The sequence below is a fragment of the Cellulomonas sp. ICMP 17802 genome, assembly GCF_041295535.1.
Lineage (GTDB): Bacteria > Actinomycetota > Actinomycetes > Actinomycetales > Cellulomonadaceae > Cellulomonas.
Genome location: NZ_JBGFQZ010000001.1, coordinates 569024 through 586868, shown reverse-complemented (window position 1 = coordinate 586868; position 17845 = coordinate 569024). Strand labels below are relative to the sequence as shown.

15 protein-coding genes are annotated in these 17845 nt (G+C 73.2%); 8 read left to right on the top strand and 7 right to left on the bottom strand.

Annotated features, from left to right (window positions below; genetic code table 11):
• Nucleotides 1–121 precede the first annotated feature (121 nt).
• Entirely contained in the window at nucleotides 122–1249 is a 1128-nt protein-coding gene (locus AB5970_RS02875; protein ID WP_370502387.1) for an ABC transporter ATP-binding protein, read from the top strand.
• 122 nt (nucleotides 1250–1371) lie between these two features.
• Complete coding sequence (locus AB5970_RS02870; RefSeq protein WP_370502386.1) at nucleotides 1372–2658, top strand: DUF4032 domain-containing protein; 1287 nt, start codon at nucleotides 1372–1374, stop codon at nucleotides 2656–2658.
• Nucleotides 2659–2667: 9 nt separating this feature from the next.
• Here the strand turns inward: AB5970_RS02870 and rlmB are convergent, their stop codons facing one another.
• The 5 genes from rlmB to AB5970_RS02845 form a co-directional block, all read right to left on the bottom strand.
• Nucleotides 2668–3675: a 23S rRNA (guanosine(2251)-2'-O)-methyltransferase RlmB gene (gene rlmB / locus AB5970_RS02865; protein WP_370502385.1), complete on the bottom strand. Its 1008-nt coding sequence runs from the start codon at nucleotides 3673–3675 to the stop codon at nucleotides 2668–2670.
• A gap of 91 nt (nucleotides 3676–3766) precedes the next feature.
• Nucleotides 3767–5212: a cysteine--tRNA ligase gene (gene cysS, locus AB5970_RS02860; protein WP_370502384.1), complete on the bottom strand. Its 1446-nt coding sequence runs from the start codon at nucleotides 5210–5212 to the stop codon at nucleotides 3767–3769.
• Between the two features lie 368 nt (nucleotides 5213–5580).
• On the bottom strand, nucleotides 5581–6765 hold the full coding sequence (locus AB5970_RS02855; RefSeq protein ID WP_370502383.1) for an alanine racemase: 1185 nt from the start codon (nucleotides 6763–6765) through the stop codon (nucleotides 5581–5583).
• Nucleotides 6762–7982 carry an MFS transporter gene (locus tag AB5970_RS02850; RefSeq protein ID WP_370502382.1) on the bottom strand — a complete coding sequence of 407 codons (1221 nt, stop codon included), beginning with the start codon at nucleotides 7980–7982 and terminating at the stop codon, nucleotides 6762–6764. The genes AB5970_RS02855 and AB5970_RS02850 overlap by 4 nt, the downstream gene beginning before the upstream one ends.
• A complete protein-coding gene (locus AB5970_RS02845; protein ID WP_370502381.1) occupies nucleotides 7979–8620 on the bottom strand; it encodes a TetR/AcrR family transcriptional regulator in 642 nt (213 codons plus the stop codon). The genes AB5970_RS02850 and AB5970_RS02845 overlap by 4 nt, the downstream gene beginning before the upstream one ends.
• 134 nt (nucleotides 8621–8754) lie before the next feature.
• Here AB5970_RS02845 and AB5970_RS02840 point away from each other — a divergent pair, with 134 nt between their 5' ends.
• A complete protein-coding gene (locus AB5970_RS02840; RefSeq protein ID WP_370502380.1) occupies nucleotides 8755–10113 on the top strand; it encodes a D-arabinono-1,4-lactone oxidase in 1359 nt (452 codons plus the stop codon).
• On the opposite strand, the gene AB5970_RS02835 is transcribed toward AB5970_RS02840, so the two are convergent.
• Nucleotides 10110–11132: a LacI family DNA-binding transcriptional regulator gene (locus AB5970_RS02835; RefSeq protein WP_370502379.1), complete on the bottom strand. Its 1023-nt coding sequence runs from the start codon at nucleotides 11130–11132 to the stop codon at nucleotides 10110–10112. The genes AB5970_RS02840 and AB5970_RS02835 overlap by 4 nt on opposite strands.
• A gap of 295 nt (nucleotides 11133–11427) precedes the next feature.
• Between AB5970_RS02835 and AB5970_RS02830 the strand changes: the two genes are divergently transcribed.
• The 5 genes from AB5970_RS02830 (at nucleotide 11428) to AB5970_RS02810 (ending at nucleotide 17580) form a co-directional block, all read left to right on the top strand.
• A complete protein-coding gene (locus AB5970_RS02830; RefSeq protein WP_370502378.1) occupies nucleotides 11428–12744 on the top strand; it encodes an ABC transporter substrate-binding protein in 1317 nt (438 codons plus the stop codon).
• A gap of 79 nt (nucleotides 12745–12823) precedes the next feature.
• The gene (locus tag AB5970_RS02825; protein WP_370502377.1) at nucleotides 12824–13732 is read left to right on the top strand and encodes a carbohydrate ABC transporter permease; all 909 of its coding nucleotides are present in this window, start codon (nucleotides 12824–12826) and stop codon (nucleotides 13730–13732) included.
• Nucleotides 13733–13742: 10 nt separating this feature from the next.
• Nucleotides 13743–14639, top strand: a complete 897-nt coding sequence (locus tag AB5970_RS02820; RefSeq protein WP_370502376.1) for a carbohydrate ABC transporter permease — start codon at nucleotides 13743–13745, stop codon at nucleotides 14637–14639.
• Nucleotides 14636–16543, top strand: coding sequence for a glycoside hydrolase family 127 protein (locus AB5970_RS02815; protein WP_370502375.1), 1908 nt, complete (start codon nucleotides 14636–14638; stop codon nucleotides 16541–16543). Before AB5970_RS02820 ends, AB5970_RS02815 begins: the two co-directional genes overlap by 4 nt.
• Nucleotides 16544–16629: 86 nt before the next feature.
• Nucleotides 16630–17580, top strand: coding sequence for an NADP-dependent oxidoreductase (locus AB5970_RS02810; RefSeq protein ID WP_370502374.1), 951 nt, complete (start codon nucleotides 16630–16632; stop codon nucleotides 17578–17580).
• Nucleotides 17581–17587: 7 nt separating this feature from the next.
• On the opposite strand, the gene AB5970_RS02805 is transcribed toward AB5970_RS02810, so the two are convergent.
• Entirely contained in the window at nucleotides 17588–17803 is a 216-nt protein-coding gene (locus AB5970_RS02805) for a hypothetical protein (protein WP_370502373.1), read from the bottom strand.
• Between the last annotated feature and the right edge of the window lie 42 nt (nucleotides 17804–17845).

The window sequence follows — 17845 nt, the reverse complement described above, 5'->3', positions numbered from 1 at the left end:
TGATGACCGCGGGCCACCGGAGGAATCCATTCCTTCGCGGCCCGTGTCATCGAGGACACTCTTGACACTCTTCACTACGGATCGTCCGGCACGTACCTGCCGGTGAAGGGATTGATCAGCCATGGCAACGGTCACTTTCGACAAGGCCTCCCGGGTCTACCCGGGCACTGAGCGCCCCGCTGTCGACTCGCTCGACCTCCACATCGAGGACGGCGAGTTCCTCGTCCTCGTCGGCCCCTCCGGTTGTGGCAAGTCCACGTCGCTCCGCATGCTCGCGGGCCTCGAGGACGTCAACTCGGGCCGCATCCTCATCGGCGACCGCGACGTCACGGACGTCCAGCCGAAGGACCGCGACATCGCGATGGTCTTCCAGAACTACGCGCTGTACCCGCACATGACGGTCGCCGACAACATGGGCTTCGCGCTCAAGATCGCCGGCACGCCGAAGGCGGAGATCCGGCAGCGCGTCGAGGAGGCCGCCAAGATCCTCGACCTCTCCCAGTACCTCGACCGCAAGCCGAAGGCCCTCTCGGGTGGCCAGCGTCAGCGCGTCGCCATGGGCCGCGCCATCGTGCGTTCGCCCCAGGTGTTCCTCATGGACGAGCCGCTGTCGAACCTCGACGCCAAGCTCCGCGTCCAGACCCGCACGCAGATCGCGTCGCTGCAGCGTCGTCTCGGTGTCACCACCGTCTACGTCACGCACGACCAGACCGAGGCCCTGACCATGGGCGACCGCATCGCGGTCCTCAAGGACGGCCTCCTGCAGCAGGTCGGCACCCCGCGCGACATGTACGACACCCCGGCCAACGTCTTCGTCGCCGGCTTCATCGGCTCGCCGGCCATGAACATCGGGACGTTCCCGGTGCTCGACGGCGTCGCCAACCTGGGCCGGGCCCGGGTCGCCGTGCCGCGCTCGGTCATCGGCCAGTTCACCGAGGACGACAAGAACCACATCACGGTCGGCTTCCGTCCCGAGTCGGTCGACGTCGTGCCCGAGGGCACGGCGGACGGCATCCCGATCATCGTGAACATCGTCGAGGAGCTGGGCTCGGACGCGTTCGTCTACGGCTCGCTCACCAACGAGTTCGGTCGCGCCGACGCCGTGCACTCCGGTGCCGGCGACGCGCAGGTCATCGTGCGCGTCGACCCGCGCCAGGTGCCCGGCAAGGGCGAGACCATCTTCATCAAGCTCCGCGAGGGCGAGACGCACCTGTTCCACGCGGGCAACGGCGAGCGCATCGCCGTCTGACCCAGCACGACCCTGACAGGGCGGTCCCGGCCTCGGCCGGGGCCGCCCTGTTCGTCGTGGGCCGGCGCCCGCCTGTGGGTCTCCGGCGAGGGGCCGTGCGCGTTCTCTGAGAGGATCGAGGCATGAGCCCGATGTCGCAGCGCCTGCAGATCACCGCGGCCTCGCCCGACCCCGCGCTGCTCGACCTGCCGTGGCACATCCCGCTCGAGGAGTGGCCGCCCGAGACGCTCGCCGCCCTGCCCCGCGGCATCTCGCGGCACATCGTGCGGTTCGCCAAGATGTCCGGTCGGGTCATCGCCGTCAAGGAGATCGGCGAGACGGTGGCCTACCGGGAGTACGAGCTGCTGCGCCAGCTGCGCCGGCTCGACGTCCCGTCGGTCGAGCCCGTCGGCGTCATCACCGGCCGCCGCGACCCCGACGGCGAGCCGCTCGAGGCCGTGCTCATCACCCAGCACCTGCAGTTCTCGCTCCCCTACCGCGCGCTGTTCAGCCAGTCGCTGCGCCCGGACACCGCGACCCGCCTCATCGACGCGCTCGCCGTGCTGCTGGTCCGCCTGCACCTGGTCGGCTTCTACTGGGGCGACGTCTCGCTGTCCAACACCCTGTTCCGGCGCGACGCCGAGACCTTCGCGGCCTACCTGGTCGACGCCGAGACGGGCGACCTGCACGACCGGCTCTCCGACGGGCAGCGCGGGTACGACCTCGAGGTCGCGCGCGTCAACATCATCGGCGAGCTCATGGACCTGCAGGCCGGCGAGTTCCTCGAGGAGGACGTCGACGCCGTGGCCATCGGCGACGCGCTGGCCGAGCGGTACGGCGAGCTGTGGCGCGCGCTGACCGAGTCCGAGTCGTTCACGTTCGGCGACCGCTGGCGCGTGCAGGCCCGCATCGACCGCCTGAACGACCTGGGCTTCGACGTGGGCGAGCTCGACATCACCACCGACGTCGACGGCACCAGCGTGCGCATCCAGCCCAAGGTGGTGGACGCCGGGCACCACTCGCGCCGGCTCATGCGGCTCACCGGCCTCGACGTGCAGGAGAACCAGGCCCGCCGCCTGCTCAACGACCTCGACGAGTTCCGCGCCGCCACCGACCGGCAGCGCGACGACGAGTCGTTCGTGGCGCACGACTGGCTCACCGAGATCTTCGAGCCGGCGGTCCGCAGCGTCCCGCGCGACCTGCGCGGCAAGCTCGAGCCCGCGCAGATCTACCACGAGCTGCTGGACCACCGCTGGTACCTGTCCGAGCAGCAGGGCCACGACGTGCCCATGAAGCACGCCGCGAAGAGCTACGTGAAGAACATCCTGCCCTCGCGGCCCGACGAGCAGGCGATCCTCGGCGTGCAGGCGGGCGAGATCCCGGACACCGACATGATCCCGCGCGTGACCGACGACCAGATCATCGGCTGACGCCCCGAGCTAGACCGCGCGCTGGCGGGCCACCTCGAACAGCGCGATGCCGGCCGCCACGCCGGCGTTGAGCGACTCGACGGCCGACGCGATCGGGATCGACGCGATGGCGTCGCACTGCTCGCGGACCAGGCGCGACAGACCCTTGCCCTCGGAGCCGACGACGAGCACCAGCGGGTCGGTCGCGTACGGCAGGTCGGTGATCGCGACGTCGCCGCCGCCGTCCAGCCCGACGACGAACACGCCCGCGGCCTTGAGCCCCTGCAGCGTGCGCACCAGGTTGGTCACGCGGGCCACCGGCACGCGCGCCGCGGCACCCGCGGACACCTTCCAGGCCGACGCCGTGACGCCAGCCGCGCGCCGCTCGGGCACGAGCACGCCGTGCGCGCCGAACGCCCCGGCCGACCGCAGCACGGCGCCGAGGTTGCGGGGGTCGGTGACGCCGTCCAGCGCGACGATGAGGGCCGGCCGGTCCGACTCCGCCGCCGCGTCGAGCAGGTCCTCGTCGTCCGCGTACGCGTACGGGGGCACCTGGATGGCGACGCCCTGGTGCACGGAGCCGTCGGTGAGGCGGTCCAGCTCGGCGCGGCTGACCTCGAGCAGCGGGTAGTTCGAGTTGCCCGCGACGCTGATGATCTCGCGCGTGCGGTCGTCGGCCTCGAGGCGCGACGCGATGTACACCGTGGACACCGGGATGCCGGCCCGCAGCGCCTCGACCACGCTGTTGCGGCCCGAGACGATCTCGTGCGTCGAGCTCTTGCGGCCGCCCTTGGACCCGGCGGCGCTGCGGCTGGCCCCGGCCGACTGCCGGCCCGACGTCCCGCGGGTGCCCGCGACCGCCCGGCGCTCCGCCGCGATCTTCGCCTTGTGCGCGGGGTGGTACTCGCGGTCCTCGGCCTTCGGCGTCGGGCCGCGGCCCTCCAGCGAGCGACGGTTCTTGCCGCCCGTGCCGGCGCTCGCGGTCTTCTTCGAGCTGCCCTTGCGGACGGCCCCGCGGCGCTCTGAGTTTCCGGCCATGTTCAGTTCTCCATTCTGTGGTCGACCTGGTCCTGCGCTCCGCCGGGGCGGGGTGCCGTCGTGCGGCTCCCCCCTCCCGACGCGCTGCGGATCAGGTCTCCTCGGTGATGTCGGAGCGGGCGGCCAGGGACCACCGGGCTCCGGACGATGAGTCCTCGACGACGACGCCGGCCGCGGCGAGGCGGTCCCGGATCGCGTCGGACGTGGCGAAGTCGCGCGCGGCGCGGGCCTGCGCGCGGGCCTCCAGCTCGGCGGCGACGACGGCCTCGAGCGCCCGCGCGTACCGCGCGTCGCTGCCGTGCGCCCGCCACTGCGGGCCGCCCGGGTCGAGGCCGAGCACGTCGAGCATGGCGCGCAGCACCACCATGGCGTCGCGCGCCTCGGCCAGGTCGCCGCGGGCGAGCGCCGAGTTGCCCGTGCGCAGGTGCTCGTGCACCACCGCGAGCGCGGCGGGGACGTTCAGGTCGTCGTCCATCGCGGCGACGAACTCCGCGGGCAGCGCGACCGTGGCCACCTCGGCGTCGTCGGCCACCCCCACCTTCTCGGCCGCGCGCTCGACGAAGCCGGCCAGCCGGTCCCAGGTGGCCTCGGCCTCGCGCAGCGTGTCGTCGGTCCACTCGAGCATGGAGCTGTACTGCACGGCCGTCATGGCGTACCGCAGCACTGACGCCCGCTCCTTGGCCAGCACGACCGTGACCAGCAGCCCGTTGCCGAGCGACTTGCTCATCTTCGAGCCGCCCTGCGTGACCCAGCCGTTGTGCAGCCAGTAGCGCGCGAACCCGTAGCCCGCGGCGCGCGACTGCGCCTGCTCGTTCTCGTGGTGCGGGAAGCGCAGGTCGAGCCCGCCGCCGTGGATGTCGAACGTGTCGCCCAGGTACCGCTGCGCCATCGCGGAGCACTCGAGGTGCCAGCCCGGCCGGCCGCGCCCGAACGGGGTGCTCCACGCCGCCGTCTCGGGCTCCCCCGGCTTGGCGGCCTTCCAGAGCGCGAAGTCGCGGGGGTCCCGCTTGGCGTCGTCGTCGACCGTGCCGTCCGGTGCCGGGACCATGTCGTCGACCCGCTGGTTGGTCAGCGCGCCGTACTCCGGGTAGCTGCGGACGTCGAACCAGACGTCGCCCGGGCCGGTCGTGTACGCGTGCCCGGTCTCGACCAGGCGGTCCATCAGCTCGACCATCGCCGGCACGTGGCCGGTCGCCCGCGGCTCGTGGCTCGGCGGCAGCACGCCGAGCGCGTCGTACGCGGCGCTGAACGCGCGCTCGTTGGTGGTCGCCCACGCCCACCACGGCTCGCCGGCGTCGGCGGCCTTGGCCAGGATCTTGTCGTCGATGTCCGTCACGTTGCGCACCAGCGTCACGCGGTGCCCCGTGCGGCGCAGCCAGCGGACCAGCACGTCGAACGCGATGGCCGAGCGCAGGTGCCCGATGTGCGGCGGCGCCTGCACCGTGGCCCCGCACAGGTAGATGCCGACCTCTCCGGGCACGAGCGGGACGAAGTCACGCACCGTCCGGGTCGCGGTGTCGAAGAGGCGCAGGGTCACGCGCCAAGGCTACCGGCGCGCCGCCCTCCCGCCTTTCACACCCGGACACTCCGCCCGACGACCCCTCAGGACGCGACGTCCGCACTCGATGAGGCCGGAGCCCGCACGAGTGCGGACGTCCGCCGAGCCCATGCCGCAGCGTCCGCACTCGACGGGGTGGGAGCTCGCGGGAGTGCGGACGTCCGCACGATCGAGCGCTGCGGCGACCGGATCTGCGGACGCCGGCCACCCAACCCCGCAGCGTCCGCACATTCGCGCGTCCCAGCGACCGGATGTGCGGACGCCCGCCACCCAACCCCGCAGCGTCCGCACGTTCGCGCGTCCCGGCGACCGGATCTGCGGACGCCCGCCACCCACCCCGCGCGGGGTCAGCCGAACGTGTGCTGTTCGCCGCGGTACGTCGGGACCGTGGTCTCCAGGGTGGTGCCGCGGACCAGGTGCACCTGCTCGAAGCGCTCCATCACCTCGCCGGACTTGGCGTGCCGGAACCAGACCCGGTCGCCGACGCGCAGGTCGGCGTCGCCGGACAGCCGCAGAGGGGTCTGCACCTCGCCGGCGCCCTCGCGGCTGGTCAGGGACAGCCCGGCCGGCCAGACGGGCCGCGGCTGCCGGGACTTGGTGGCGGGACCGGACGCGATGTAGCCGCCGCCGAACGCCGTGGCGAACCCGGGCCCGGGGACGCGGACGACGTCGAGCCCGAAGAACGCGGCCGGCCGCGGGGTGAACGAGCGGTAGGCGTCGAAGAGCGTGGGCACGAACAGGCCGGAGCCGGCGGTGACCTCGGTGACGGCCGGGTCGGCGGCGCTGGACGCGACGGACCCGGAGCCGCCGGAGTTCACGAGCGTGAGCGGGTGGCCCACGGCGTCCTGCACGGCGTCGACCACGGCGGTGCGCCGCGTGGCCAGGTCGGCGATCGAGAGCCGCTTGACCGCCCGGACCGCGGGCGACGAGTCGGGCAGCCCGGCCACCTGGGCCTCGTAGAACATCACCCCCACGACGTCGACCCCGGCGCGCGCGGCGATCGCGGCGGCGAGCACGCGGGCGTCGGCGGCCGAGTGGACGGGCGAGCGCCGGACGCCGAGGTGCGCGGCGAGCGGACCGAACCGCAGCCTGAGGGACGCGTCGACGTCGAGGCACAGCCGCAGGGTGGTCCCGCGCGCCTGGGCCGCGCGGGCGGCCAGCTCGACCTGGGCGACGTCGTCGACCATGAGCGTGACGGCCGCGGCGGCGACCGGGTCGGCGGCCAGGGCGTCGAGCGCGCCCGTGTCGACGGTCGGGTAGCCCAGCAGCACGTCGTCGACGCCCTGGCCGACCAGCCAGAGCGCCTCGCGCAGGGAGTAGCCCATGACGCCGGCGAACCCGGGCACCGCGAGCACGCGCTCGAGCACGTGCCGCACCCGGACGGACTTGCTGGCCACGCGGATCGGGGTGCCGCCGGACCGGCGCACGAGATCCGCGGCGTTGGCGTCCAGCGCGTCCAGGTCCACGACCGCGAGCGGCGCAGGCAGGCCGCGCGTCGCCTGGTCGAGGCGATCGCCGAGGGTGCCCGTCATGCATCGGCTCCCGCGGTCACCGCGGCCTGGTCACGCCGCACGACGCCGAACCGGCCCGCGAGCACCGCGACGGCGATCACCAGGACGGCGGGCACCGCGAAGCCCCAGCGCAGGTTCGACTGGCTGCCGATCACGCCGACGAACACGCCGCCGAGCACCGCGCCCACGTAGTTGAATCCGTTGAGCCGCGCGACCACCGCGTCGGCGTGCCCGGGCGCCAGCTCGCCCGCGGACGAGAAGCAGAGCGGCGCGATCAGCCCCAGGCCCGCGCCGGCGACGGCGAACCCGAGCACGGCCTGCAGCGGCGCCTGGCTGGTGATCACGAGCAGCAGCCCGCCGGCGCCGACCAGGGACGCGACGCGCACGACGGGCGCCCGGCCCCAGCGCCGGACGCACGGGTCGCCGGCGAGGCGCGAGACCAGCGTCATGGCGAGGTAGGCCGCGTAGCCGAGCTTGGTGATGGTGCCCGTGGTGTCCAGCACCTCGTGCATGAAGATCGGGCTCCAGGTGGAGACCGCCTGGTCGTTGACGTAGTAGGCCACGACCCCGAGGCCGAGCAGGAGCAGCGGGCCCCACGGGATCACGGGCTTGACCGGGTCGATGCGCGGCTCGCCGGGCGTGGGCGCGACGCCGGCGGGCGCGACCGCCTCGCGCCACGCGAACCGCTGCACGACGACCGCGACCGACGCCGCGACGACGGTGCCCAGCAGCAGGACGAACGCGACCGGGTCGGTGGAGACGCGCCCGGTCGACACGGCGATGAGGACCGTGCCGACGATCCCGCCCACCGACCACGACGCGTAGAAGCCGGTCAGCAGCGACTTGCCGTAGATGCCCTGGATGGCCACGGCCTGCATGTTGGTGCCCGCGTCGACCATGCCGAGGCCCACGCCGTACACCGCGAACCCGCAGGCCAGCAGCGCGAACGTCGGCGCGACCGCCACGCCGACCACCGCGGCGGCGACCACCACCAGGCCCGTGCCGAGCACCGCGCGGCTGCCGCCGGGGGTCCGCGCGATCCGGTCGGCGATCAGCGTGCCCACCCCGGCCATGACGCAGACGCCGAGGATCACGGCCGCGATCGTCAGGTCGTCGATGCCGTAGCGGTCCTTGAACGAGTCCAGGCTGGTCAGGATCATCGCGAAGACGAACCCCTGCGCGGCGAACCCCAGAGAGCCGGCGACGCGAGCGTGCCGGGCGACGGCCGTCGTGCTCACGCGGACGTCGTCGGTGCGGGCTCGGGCTCAGGCTCGAGGACGACGGGCACCGCCACGGTCGCGAGGAACCGGCCGAAGCCCTGCAGGCCGGCGCGCGCCGTCTCGCTGTCGCCGTCGACCAGCCACGCGAGCGAGAACCCGTCGATCACGGCGACGACGGTCCGGGCCAGCTGCCCGCGCGGGACGGACCAGCCGACGTGCGCGGTCCGCTCCACCAGGTCGAGCACCTGCTCGGCCGCGGCCCAGCTGCCCCGGTACTGCTCGATGGCGACCTGGTTGAGCTCGGGGTGCCGCAGCGAGGACGTGGTGAGCTCGTAGCTGAGCAGCTGCGGTCCGCGGGACTCCCGGATGCCGGCCCAGAGCGCGTCGATGACGTTCTCGATGACGCTCTCGGTGTCCGACCCGCCCTGGGGAAGGTCCCCCAGGCTGCGCTCGAGGTTGGCCGCCGTGATGGCGTGCGCCATCGCGCGCAGCAGCTCGTCCTTGTCCTGGAAGCAGTAGTGGACGACGCCCAGCGAGACACCTGCCTCGGCGGCGACCGCGCGCACGGTGGCAGCCTCGATGCCGTCCCGGCTCGCGACGGCGAGCGCAGCCTCGATCAGCTGCTCGCGCCTCTCGGCCACAGGCAAGCGGTTCATGAAGGGTCCCCTCCCTCGTGCGACGGCCGCGGGCCGACGCCGCCCCACGTGCACAGTTCAATATCCCTTGTCACGATAGTCAAGGTCTTGGCGCACTTGACTTGGACAACTGCCCAGTACGACCCTTCGTTGTTATGGGACGACTGCAGGCCGCCGGCGCCTGGCAGAACTGGGCGCGCACCGCGAGCGCGACGCCGCGACGCGTGCTGCACCCCCGTGACCTGGACGAACTGGTCGGGACCGTACGAAAAGGGGCGGCCGACGGCCTGCGCGTCCGCGCCGTGGGCGGCGGGCACAGCTTCACCCCCGTGGCCGTCACGGACGGGGTCCAGCTGCGTCTCGACTCGTTGGACGCGCTCGAGCGTGTCGCGCCCCAGCAGGACGGCACGACGCACGTCACCGTCGGCGCGGGCATCCGCCTGAGCGCGCTGAACGCGCTGCTGGCCGAGCACGGCCTGGCCATGCGCAACCTCGGCGACATCGACAAGCAGTCGATCGCGGGCGCCGTCTCCACGGGCACGCACGGCACCGGAGCCCGGCTGGGCGGCCTGGCCACGCAGGTGGTCGGCGCGCGGCTGGTCACGGCCACCGGCGAGGTCGTCGAGACCTCGCCCACGCAGCAGCCCGAGCTGTTCGAGCTCGCCCGCCTGGGCCTGGGCAGCGTGGGCGTGCTCGCCGCGGTGACGCTCGAGGTGGTCCCCGCCTACCGGCTCGAGGCCCGCGAGGAGCCGTGGCCGCTGGAGGCCGTGCTGGAGCAGCTGGACGGCCCCGACGGGCTGGTCGAGGGCAACGACCACTTCGAGTTCTACTGGTTCCCGCACACGCGTCGCGCGCTGACCAAGCGCAACAACCGGGTGGCCGACGACGTGGTGCTGCCGCTCAACCCGGTGCGCGGCTGGGTCGACGACGAGCTGCTCGCGAACGGCCTGTTCACGCTGACCAACGGCGTCGCCACCCTGATGCCGTCGACGACGGCGTCGATCAACGAGCTCGCGGCCCGCGCGCTGAGCCCCCGCCACTACACGGCCCCGTCCGCCGAGGTCTTCGTCTCGCCGCGCCGGGTGAGGTTCCGCGAGATGGAGTACGCCATACCTCGCGACCGGCTGCTCGGGGTGCTGCAGGAGATCGACGCCTGGATCGAGTCGAGCGGCGAGCGCGTGCCGTTCCCGGTCGAGGTGCGGTTCGCCGCCGCCGACGACCTGTGGCTGTCCACCGCGCACGGCCGCGAGACCGCCTACGTCGCCGTGCACCAGTACCTGCGCCTGCCGTACGCGCGGTACTTCGCGGCCGTCGAGCGGATCGTCGCGCAGGTGGGCGGCCGGCCGCACTGGGGCAAGATGCACTGGCTCGAGGCCGAGCAGCTGGGCGCGCTCTATCCCCGGTTCGCCGACGCCCAGCGCGTGCGGGCGCAGGCCGACCCCGAGGGCGTGTTCAGCAACCCGTACCTCGACCGGCTGCTGGGCACGGCCGAGCGCACCCACGACGCGGCCTAGCGCCGCGCGACCGTCGAGCCCCGGATCACCAGCCGGCCGGGCACGTACTCGGTGCCGGAGCCGATGTCGACACCGTCGAGCGCGGCGAACACCCGCTGCGCCGCCGTGCGGCCGAGCTGCTGCAGGTTCGCGTCGATGCTGGTCAGCTCCGGGCGCGCGTTGGTGGTGAGCACCTCCCAGTTGTCGAACCCCATCACCGCGAGGTCGCCCGGGACGGTCCGGTGCAGGTCCCGCGCGGTGTCGAGCGCGCCGCGGGCGATCTGGTCCGACCCGCAGAGCACCGCGTCGACGTCGGGGTGCCGGGCCAGCAGCATGGCGGCGGCGTCGCGCCCCCACCGCTCGGACCACTCGGAGTACATGACGTCCCCCACCAGCTCGAGCCCGGCGGCGTGCAGCGCGGCCTCCACCCCGGCGGCGCGGTCGCGGGCCGCGGCGTAGGCGTGCTCGCCGGTGATGTGGGCGATCCGGGTGCGGCCGCAGGCGAGGAGGTGCTCGACGGCGATCCGGCCGGCGCTGACGTTGTCGGGCGTGATGGACAGGTCCGAGGCGTCGTCGGACGGGGCGTAGGCGTAGACCACGGGGACCGGGATGTCGTGGCCGAGCGACGGGCGCGGGTCGGTCTGCCGGCCCACGACGATGAGCCCGTCCACGCGGCGGCTCAGCAGCGCCCGCAGGTGGTACTGCTCGCGGATGGTGTCGCCGCGCGCGTCGCAGAGGAACACGTTGACCTGCCCGGCGCCGAACGCGTCCTCGGCGCCCATGAGGATCGGGATGACGAACCGGCCCTCGAGGTCGCTGGTGAGCAGGCCGACGGTCCCGGTGCGACCGGCGAGCAGCCCCCGGGCGAGCGGGTTCGGGCTGAACGACAGCCGGTCCGCGGCCTCGATGACCCGCTGCCGGGTGGTGTCCTTGACCTGGTCGCGGCCGTTGAGCGCCTTGGACGCCGTGGCCACGGAGACGCCCGCCAGCCGGGCGACGTCCGAGAGCGTCACCGCGCGGGCGGGCTCGGTGCGGGCCACGGACACCTCCTGTGCTGCGCTGCCGACATCAGGTTCGTGATCGAACTGTAACCGCCGCAACCCGTTGACGCGCGACCGCTCCCCGAACTATCTTCAGAAAACCTTTTCGGTGAGTTTCGGAGTGCGGCCTGCTCGGCCCCGGTCCCACAGGTGTGCACGCCAGGGCCCTGTGGAGCCCGGCGAGCGCCCTGCCGCACTGCCCCCCCGTGCCTCGCGTACCGATAAGGGTTTCGCCCCATGACCCCCGGGGTGCCGACGACGGCACCCGCTCGACGAAGAGCACGAGGAGACGCCCATGAGGATCACCCGCACCCGGTCGGCAGGCACCCGCCTGGCCGCCGGGGTCGTGACGGCCGGCCTGCTGGTCGGCCTGGCGGCGTGCACCAGCGCGAAGGACGACACCAGCTCCGGAGGCGCCACCGCCGACGTCACGGCAGGCACCGACGGCACCGACGACGGCACCAAGCTCACGCTCTGGACCCGCGCGCCGCTGGAGAAGCAGGCCAAGCTGCTGGTCGCGGCCTACAACGACTCGCACAAGAACCAGGTCGAGCTGACGGTCGTCCCCAACGACGACTACGTGGCCAAGGTCGGCGCCGCGGCCGGCTCGGACGGCCTGCCCGACCTGTTCGCCGCGGACATCGTCTACGTCCCCAACTGGGTCAAGCAGGGCCTGTTCCAGGACCTGACGGCCCAGATCGACGCGCTGCCGTACAAGGACACGATCAACAAGGGCCACCTCGCGGCCGGCACCGCCGACGGCAAGGAGCACGTGCTCCCCTTCGTCCTCGACCTGTCGATGCTGTTCTGGAACAAGGACCTCTACAAGGAGGCCGGCCTCGACCCCGACAAGGGTCCGGCCAACATGACCGAGTACGTGGCCAACGCCAAGGCGATCCAGGCGCTGAACAAGCCCGACACGTACGGCACCGCGACCGGCCTGAACTGCGGCGGCTGCCTGGTGTTCACGTGGTTCCCGTCGGTCTGGGCCGACGGCGAGCAGGTCATGAACGCGGACGGCACCGAGTCGCTGCTCAACAGCGCCACGGCCAAGGAGATCTACGCGGACTGGAAGGACATGTGGGACTCGGGCGCCGTGCTCCCGTCCTCCAAGGACGAGGCCGGCCCGACGTGGACCGCAGGGTTCACCGAGGGCAAGGTGGGCCAGATGTTCTACCCGGCGACGCTGCTGTCGTCCACCACGGGCTTCGACGTCGGCGTCGCCGGCATCCCCGGCCCGAAGGGCGGCGCGTCCACGTTCGTCGGCGGTGACGGCATCGGCGTCTCGAAGGACTCGAAGAACGCCGCCCAGGCGTGGAACTTCCTGTCCTGGATGATGTCCGAGGACGCCCAGGTGGGCGTGCTGGCCAAGGACAACGACGTCGTCTCGCGCAGCGACCTGGCCGACAACCAGTACTCGTCGCAGGACCCGCGCCTCATCACGATCAACGAGGTGGCCGGCAAGGGCGACACCCCCGTCGCGCTCAACTTCCAGCAGGCGTTCAACGCGCCGAACAGCCCCTGGCTGACGCTGGTGCGCAACGCGGTGCTCGGGGACGGCAGCTCGGTCGACGCGGACAACGACGAGATCACCGCGGTGCTCGGGCAGTAGTCCGCTCCCGGAGTGGGGTGCCGCTGGGCACGGCGGCACCCCACTCTCCGCCCCGCACCGCCCCACGAGAGGTCCCCCGATGACCGTCCAGACGGCCACCACGCCACCACCCCCGCTGCGCACCCGCCGCGACGGCCACCGCCTGCGCGGCTGGGCCTACGCGTCGCCCACCGCGCTCTTCGTCCTGGTCCTGTTCGTGGTCCCGCTCGGCCTCGTGTTCCGCATGAGCGCGTCGCAGTGGCCGCTGCTCTCGGGCGACCAGGGCATCAACTTCCCGGACAACTACACCAACGCGGTGAACAACCGGTTCTTCGCCGACTCCGTGGTGTTCACGCTGAAGTACACGGTCCTGGCCACCGTCCTGCTCATCGCGCTGGGCCTCGGGCTCGCGCTGCTGGTGCAGGAGTCGACCCGCTGGAAGGGGCTGCTCCGCACCGCGTTCCTGGTGCCCAGCGCCCTCGGCCTGGCGTCGGCGTCCCTGCTCTTCTACGTCCTGTACTCGCCGCTGGCCGGCCCGCTCGCGCCGTTCATGGAGCGCATGGGGTGGAGCTTCCTGGGCACCCCCAACGCGGCGCTGGCCTCGACCCTGTTCCTCATCGTCTGGCGCTACGCCGGCTTCTACATGCTGCTGATGCTCGTGGGCCTGCAGGCGATCCCGGCGGACCTCTACGAGGCGGCGCGCATGGACGGCGCCAACCGGTGGCACACGTTCAGCCGCATCACGATCCCGCTGCTGCGCCCGACGCTCGCCCTGACCACGATCCTGTGCGTCACGGGCTCGCTGCTGGCGTTCGAGCAGTTCTACATCCTCACGAAGGGCGGCCCGGACAACAGCACCATCACCGTGGTGCAGCTCATCTACTCGGTGGCGTTCCAGGGCCAGAACGACCTCGGCGTCGCCGCGGCGCTCTCGGTGATCGTGCTCGCGGCGCTCGTCGTCATCAACGTGGTCCAGCTCCGCGCGTTCCGCGGCTCGGACGAGAGCTGAGGGGCCGACGATGACCATCGCCACCGCCACGCACCGGCCCGCCGAGGCCGAGCTCCCGCCGCCGCGCCGCACCGCCCCGCCGACGACGATCGGCGGGCTGGCCCTGCGCACCCCGTTCTGGGTGTTCTCCGGCGCGCTCGCCGTGATCTTCCTGTTCCCGCTGGTCTGGACGTCGGTGGCCTCGGTGTCGCCGAAGCCCGGGACGGGTCAGGTCGACGGCTGGGGCTTCGGCAACTACGTCACGCTCGCCCACTACCAGGCGGGCATCTGGCAGTACCTGGCCAACTCGGTGATCGTCTCCGGGCTGTGCGTGGTGCTCACGCTCGCCATCTCGACCCTGGGCGGGTACGCGTTCGCGCGGTTCCGGTTCCCCGGCCGCAACGCGCTGTTCATGCTCACGCTGGCCATCCTCATGGTCCCGTACGCCACCCTGCTGATCCCGCTCTACGTGCTGCTCAACACGATCGGCCTGCAGAACTCGCTGGTTGGCGTGGCGCTGGTGCTGACCATGTTCCAGCTGCCGTTCTCCACCTTCATGATGCGGATCTCGTTCGAGTCCGTGCCGCGCGAGCTGGACGAGGCCGCCATGGTGGACGGCTGCTCGTCGTTCTCGGCGCTGTGGCGGGTGCTGCTGCCCGCGGTCAAGCCGGGCCTGATCACCGTGGGCCTGTTCGCGTTCCTGGCCGCCTGGAACGACTTCTTCGCGCCGCTGATCCTCATCAACGACTCCAACAAGCTCACGCTGCCGCTCGCGGTGGCCAACCTGCGCGTCCAGGTGCAGGGCGTCGTCGACTACGGCGCCACCGAGGCGGGCGTGGTCGTCCTGGCGGTGCCCTGCATCGTGCTCTTCCTCCTGCTCCAACGACACTACGTGCGCGGCTTCATGTCGGGTGCGCTCAAGGGATGACCATGACCCTCACGACGACCACGACCGCCACCCCCGTCACGCCGTCGCGTGGCGCGCTCCGCCCGCTCGGGCTGGACGAGGTCCAGATCACCGGTGGTTTCTGGGCCGAGCGGCAGGCGGTCAACGGCGCCGCGAGCCTGGCGCACATCGAGCACTGGATGGAGCGGGAGGGCTGGATCGGCAACTTCGACGCCGCCGCGGCCGGCACCCTCGACGGGCACCGCGGGGGCCGGGAGTTCTCCGACTCCGAGGTGTACAAGCTGCTCGAGGCCATGGCGTGGGAGATCGGGCGCACCGGCGACGCCGCGCTCGAGGCCCGGTTCCGCGCCCTGGTGGACCGCGTGGCGGCCGCCCAGGAGCCCGACGGCTACCTCAACACGAACTTCGGCCGGCCCGGGCAGCGCCCGCGGTACTCCGACCTCGAGTGGGGGCACGAGCTGTACTGCTACGGCCACCTCTTCCAGGCCGCGGTGGCGCGGGCCCGGACGCGTCCCGACGCCGACGGCGGCCTGCTGGCCCTCGCCCGCCGGGCCGCGGACCACGTGGTCGCCACGTTCGGCCCCGGCGGCATCGCGTCGGTGTGCGGGCACGCGGAGATCGAGCCGGCGCTGGCCGAGCTGGGCCGCGCCACGGGCGACCGCCGCTACGTCGACCAGGCCGCCCTGTTCGTCGAGCGCCGCGGCACCGGCACCCTGGCCGACATCGACCTGGGCCGCGAGTACTACCAGGACGACGTCCCGGTCCGGGAGGCCACCGTCCTGCGCGGGCACGCCGTGCGCGCCAACTACCTGGCGGCGGGCGCGGTCGACGTGGCCGTCGAGACCGAGGACGCCGGCCTGCTCGACGCGCTCACCACCCAGTGGGAGAACACGGTCGCGCGCCGCACCTACGTGACCGGGGGCCAGGGCTCGCACCACGAGGGCGAGTCGTTCGGCGACGACTACGAGCTGCCGCCCGACCGCGCGTACTCCGAGACGTGCGCGGGCATCGGGTCGGTGATGTTCTCGTGGCGGCTGCTGCTCGCGCAGGGGCTGCCCCGCTACGCCGACCTGGTCGAGCGCACGCTGTACAACGTGGTGGCCACCTCGCCGTCGGCGGAGGGCACCGCGTTCTACTACACGAACACGCTGCACCAGCGGCGGCCCGGCACGGTCCCGCCGGCGGACGTCGCCAGCCCGCGCGCGTCGTCGTCGCTGCGCGCGCCCTGGTTCGCCGTGTCGTGCTGCCCGCCGAACGTGGCCCGCACGCTGGCCAGCCTGGCGGCGTACGTGGCCACGACCGACGACGACGGCCTGCAGCTGCACCAGTACGCCCCGGCCCGCATCCGCACGGCCCTGGCGGACGGCCGGCGCGTCGACCTCGACGTCGAGACGGCGTACCCGCGCGACGGCGTCGTCCGGGTGACGGTCGCGACGACGGAGGACCGCCCCTGGACCCTGACGCTGCGCGTCCCGGCCTGGGCGCAGGGCGCCACGCTGGTCACCCCGGAGGGGACGCAGGAGGCCGCGCCGGGGACCGTCCAGGTGCACCGCCGGTTCGCGGCGGGCGACGTGGTCGAGCTGCGCCTGCCCACCGCGCCGCGCGTCTCCGCCGCCGATCCGCGCATCGACGCGGTGCGCGGCTGCGTCGTGGTGGAGCGCGGCCCCGAGGTGCTCTGCGTCGAGTCGGTCGATCTCGGCGCGGACGTCGGCGACGCGCGCCTGGACCTCGCGGCCGGGCTGCGCGACGTCGACGGGCGCGTGCTGGCGACCGTGGTGACGCGGACGGCCGACGAGCGCGCCTGGCCGTACGGGTCGGGCGGCGAGCACCCGCTCGGGGGCGGCTCCGAGGTGCAGCTGATCCCGTACCACGACTGGGCAAACCGCGGACCGTCCACGATGCGGGTCTGGATCCCGCTGGCCTGACCAGCGCCGTCCCCGCGCGGGTGATCCCTGCCCCCGCGGGTGGGTTGCTCTGGCCTTGCGCCGGGCGGCAGGTGCAGAGTGTGCCGGTGGCACTCACGAGCAGGGCCGTCGTCGCGACCGCGTACGGCGGGCCGGAAGTCCTCCGCCTGATCGATGTCGACCCGGGCGACCCCGGACCGGGTGACGTGCTGGTCGAGGTGCGGGCCGCCGGCGTCAACCCGACCGACTGGAAGGGCTACGCGGGCGTCTACGGCACCAACCCCGCCCGGCTGCCGATGCGCCTGGGCTACGAGGTGTCCGGCGTGGTCAGCGCGGTGGGCCCGTCGGTGCGGTGGCTGTCGCCCGGCGACGAGATCATCGCGTGGCGGGTCTCCGGCGGCTACGCGGACCGCATCGTGGTCTCGGAGCAGGTGACGGTCCGCCGCCCCCGGCACCTGGACTGGCCGGCCGCCTCGGGCCTGCTCCTCGCGGGGACCACCGCGGTGCACACCCTGGTCGCCACGGGCACGCACGACGGCGACGTGGTGCTCGTGCACGGCGGGTCGGGCGGCGTCGGGCGCATGGTCGTCCAGCTCGCGGTGCTCCGCGGCGCGCAGGTGATCGCGACGGCGTCGCCGCGCCACCACTCCGACCTGCGCGACCTGGGCGCGACGCCGGTCGCCTACGGCGAGGGTCTGCTCGACCGGGTCCGCGAGGCGGTCCGGAGCACCGGGCCCGTGACGGTGGCCATCGACACGGTCGGCACGGACGAGGCGCTGGACACGTCCGTGGCCCTGGTGGCGGACCGCGCGCGCGTCGCGACGATCGCCGGGTTCCGGCGGGCGGGCGACCTCGGCATCAAGGCGCTCGGCGGCGGTCCCGGCGCGGACCCGGGGAACGACGTGCGGGAGGCGGCCCGGGCGCAGCTGGCCGAGCTGGCCTCGGACGGCTCGCTGGACGTGCGGGTGGCGCAGACCTATCCCCTGTCCGAGGTGGCGCAGGCGCACCGTGACGGCCAGGCCGGGCACGCCGCCGGCAAGCTCGTGCTGGTGCCGTAGGGGCCCGTCAGAAGGGCAACGGCGGGGGGTTCTCGGCGATCTCGCGGCGGTGCTGCTCGTCCAGCCCGCGCAGCCCGTCGTTGGTCGCCTCGAGCACGTCGAGCGGCACGCGCACCCGGACGCGGACGGCCTGGACCCCGTTGTCGCGGTGGGGCAGCGGGTGCTTCGTGAGCGCTCCCACCACGGGGAGCCTCTCGGTCTGTGCCTCCGACGACTGTGTCACGCCGGGGACGGTACCTGGCCACCGGGACAGGACGCCACCCCA

Bases quoted from the DNA above. Each gene is read 5' to 3' on its own strand.
- AB5970_RS02825 (WP_370502377.1), top strand. From the start codon at position 12,824: ATGACCGTCCAGACGGCCACCACGCCACCACCCCCGCTGCGCACCCGC.
- AB5970_RS02875 (WP_370502387.1), top strand. From the start codon at position 122: ATGGCAACGGTCACTTTCGACAAGGCCTCCCGGGTCTACCCGGGCACT.
- AB5970_RS02815 (WP_370502375.1), top strand. From the start codon at position 14,636: ATGACCATGACCCTCACGACGACCACGACCGCCACCCCCGTCACGCCG.
- AB5970_RS02840 (WP_370502380.1), top strand. From the start codon at position 8,755: ATGGGACGACTGCAGGCCGCCGGCGCCTGGCAGAACTGGGCGCGCACC.
- AB5970_RS02870 (WP_370502386.1), top strand. From the start codon at position 1,372: ATGAGCCCGATGTCGCAGCGCCTGCAGATCACCGCGGCCTCGCCCGAC.
- AB5970_RS02845 (WP_370502381.1), bottom strand. From the start codon at position 8,620: ATGAACCGCTTGCCTGTGGCCGAGAGGCGCGAGCAGCTGATCGAGGCT.
- rlmB (WP_370502385.1), bottom strand. From the start codon at position 3,675: ATGGCCGGAAACTCAGAGCGCCGCGGGGCCGTCCGCAAGGGCAGCTCG.
- AB5970_RS02855 (WP_370502383.1), bottom strand. From the start codon at position 6,765: ATGACGGGCACCCTCGGCGATCGCCTCGACCAGGCGACGCGCGGCCTG.
- AB5970_RS02820 (WP_370502376.1), top strand. From the start codon at position 13,743: ATGACCATCGCCACCGCCACGCACCGGCCCGCCGAGGCCGAGCTCCCG.
- AB5970_RS02830 (WP_370502378.1), top strand. From the start codon at position 11,428: ATGAGGATCACCCGCACCCGGTCGGCAGGCACCCGCCTGGCCGCCGGG.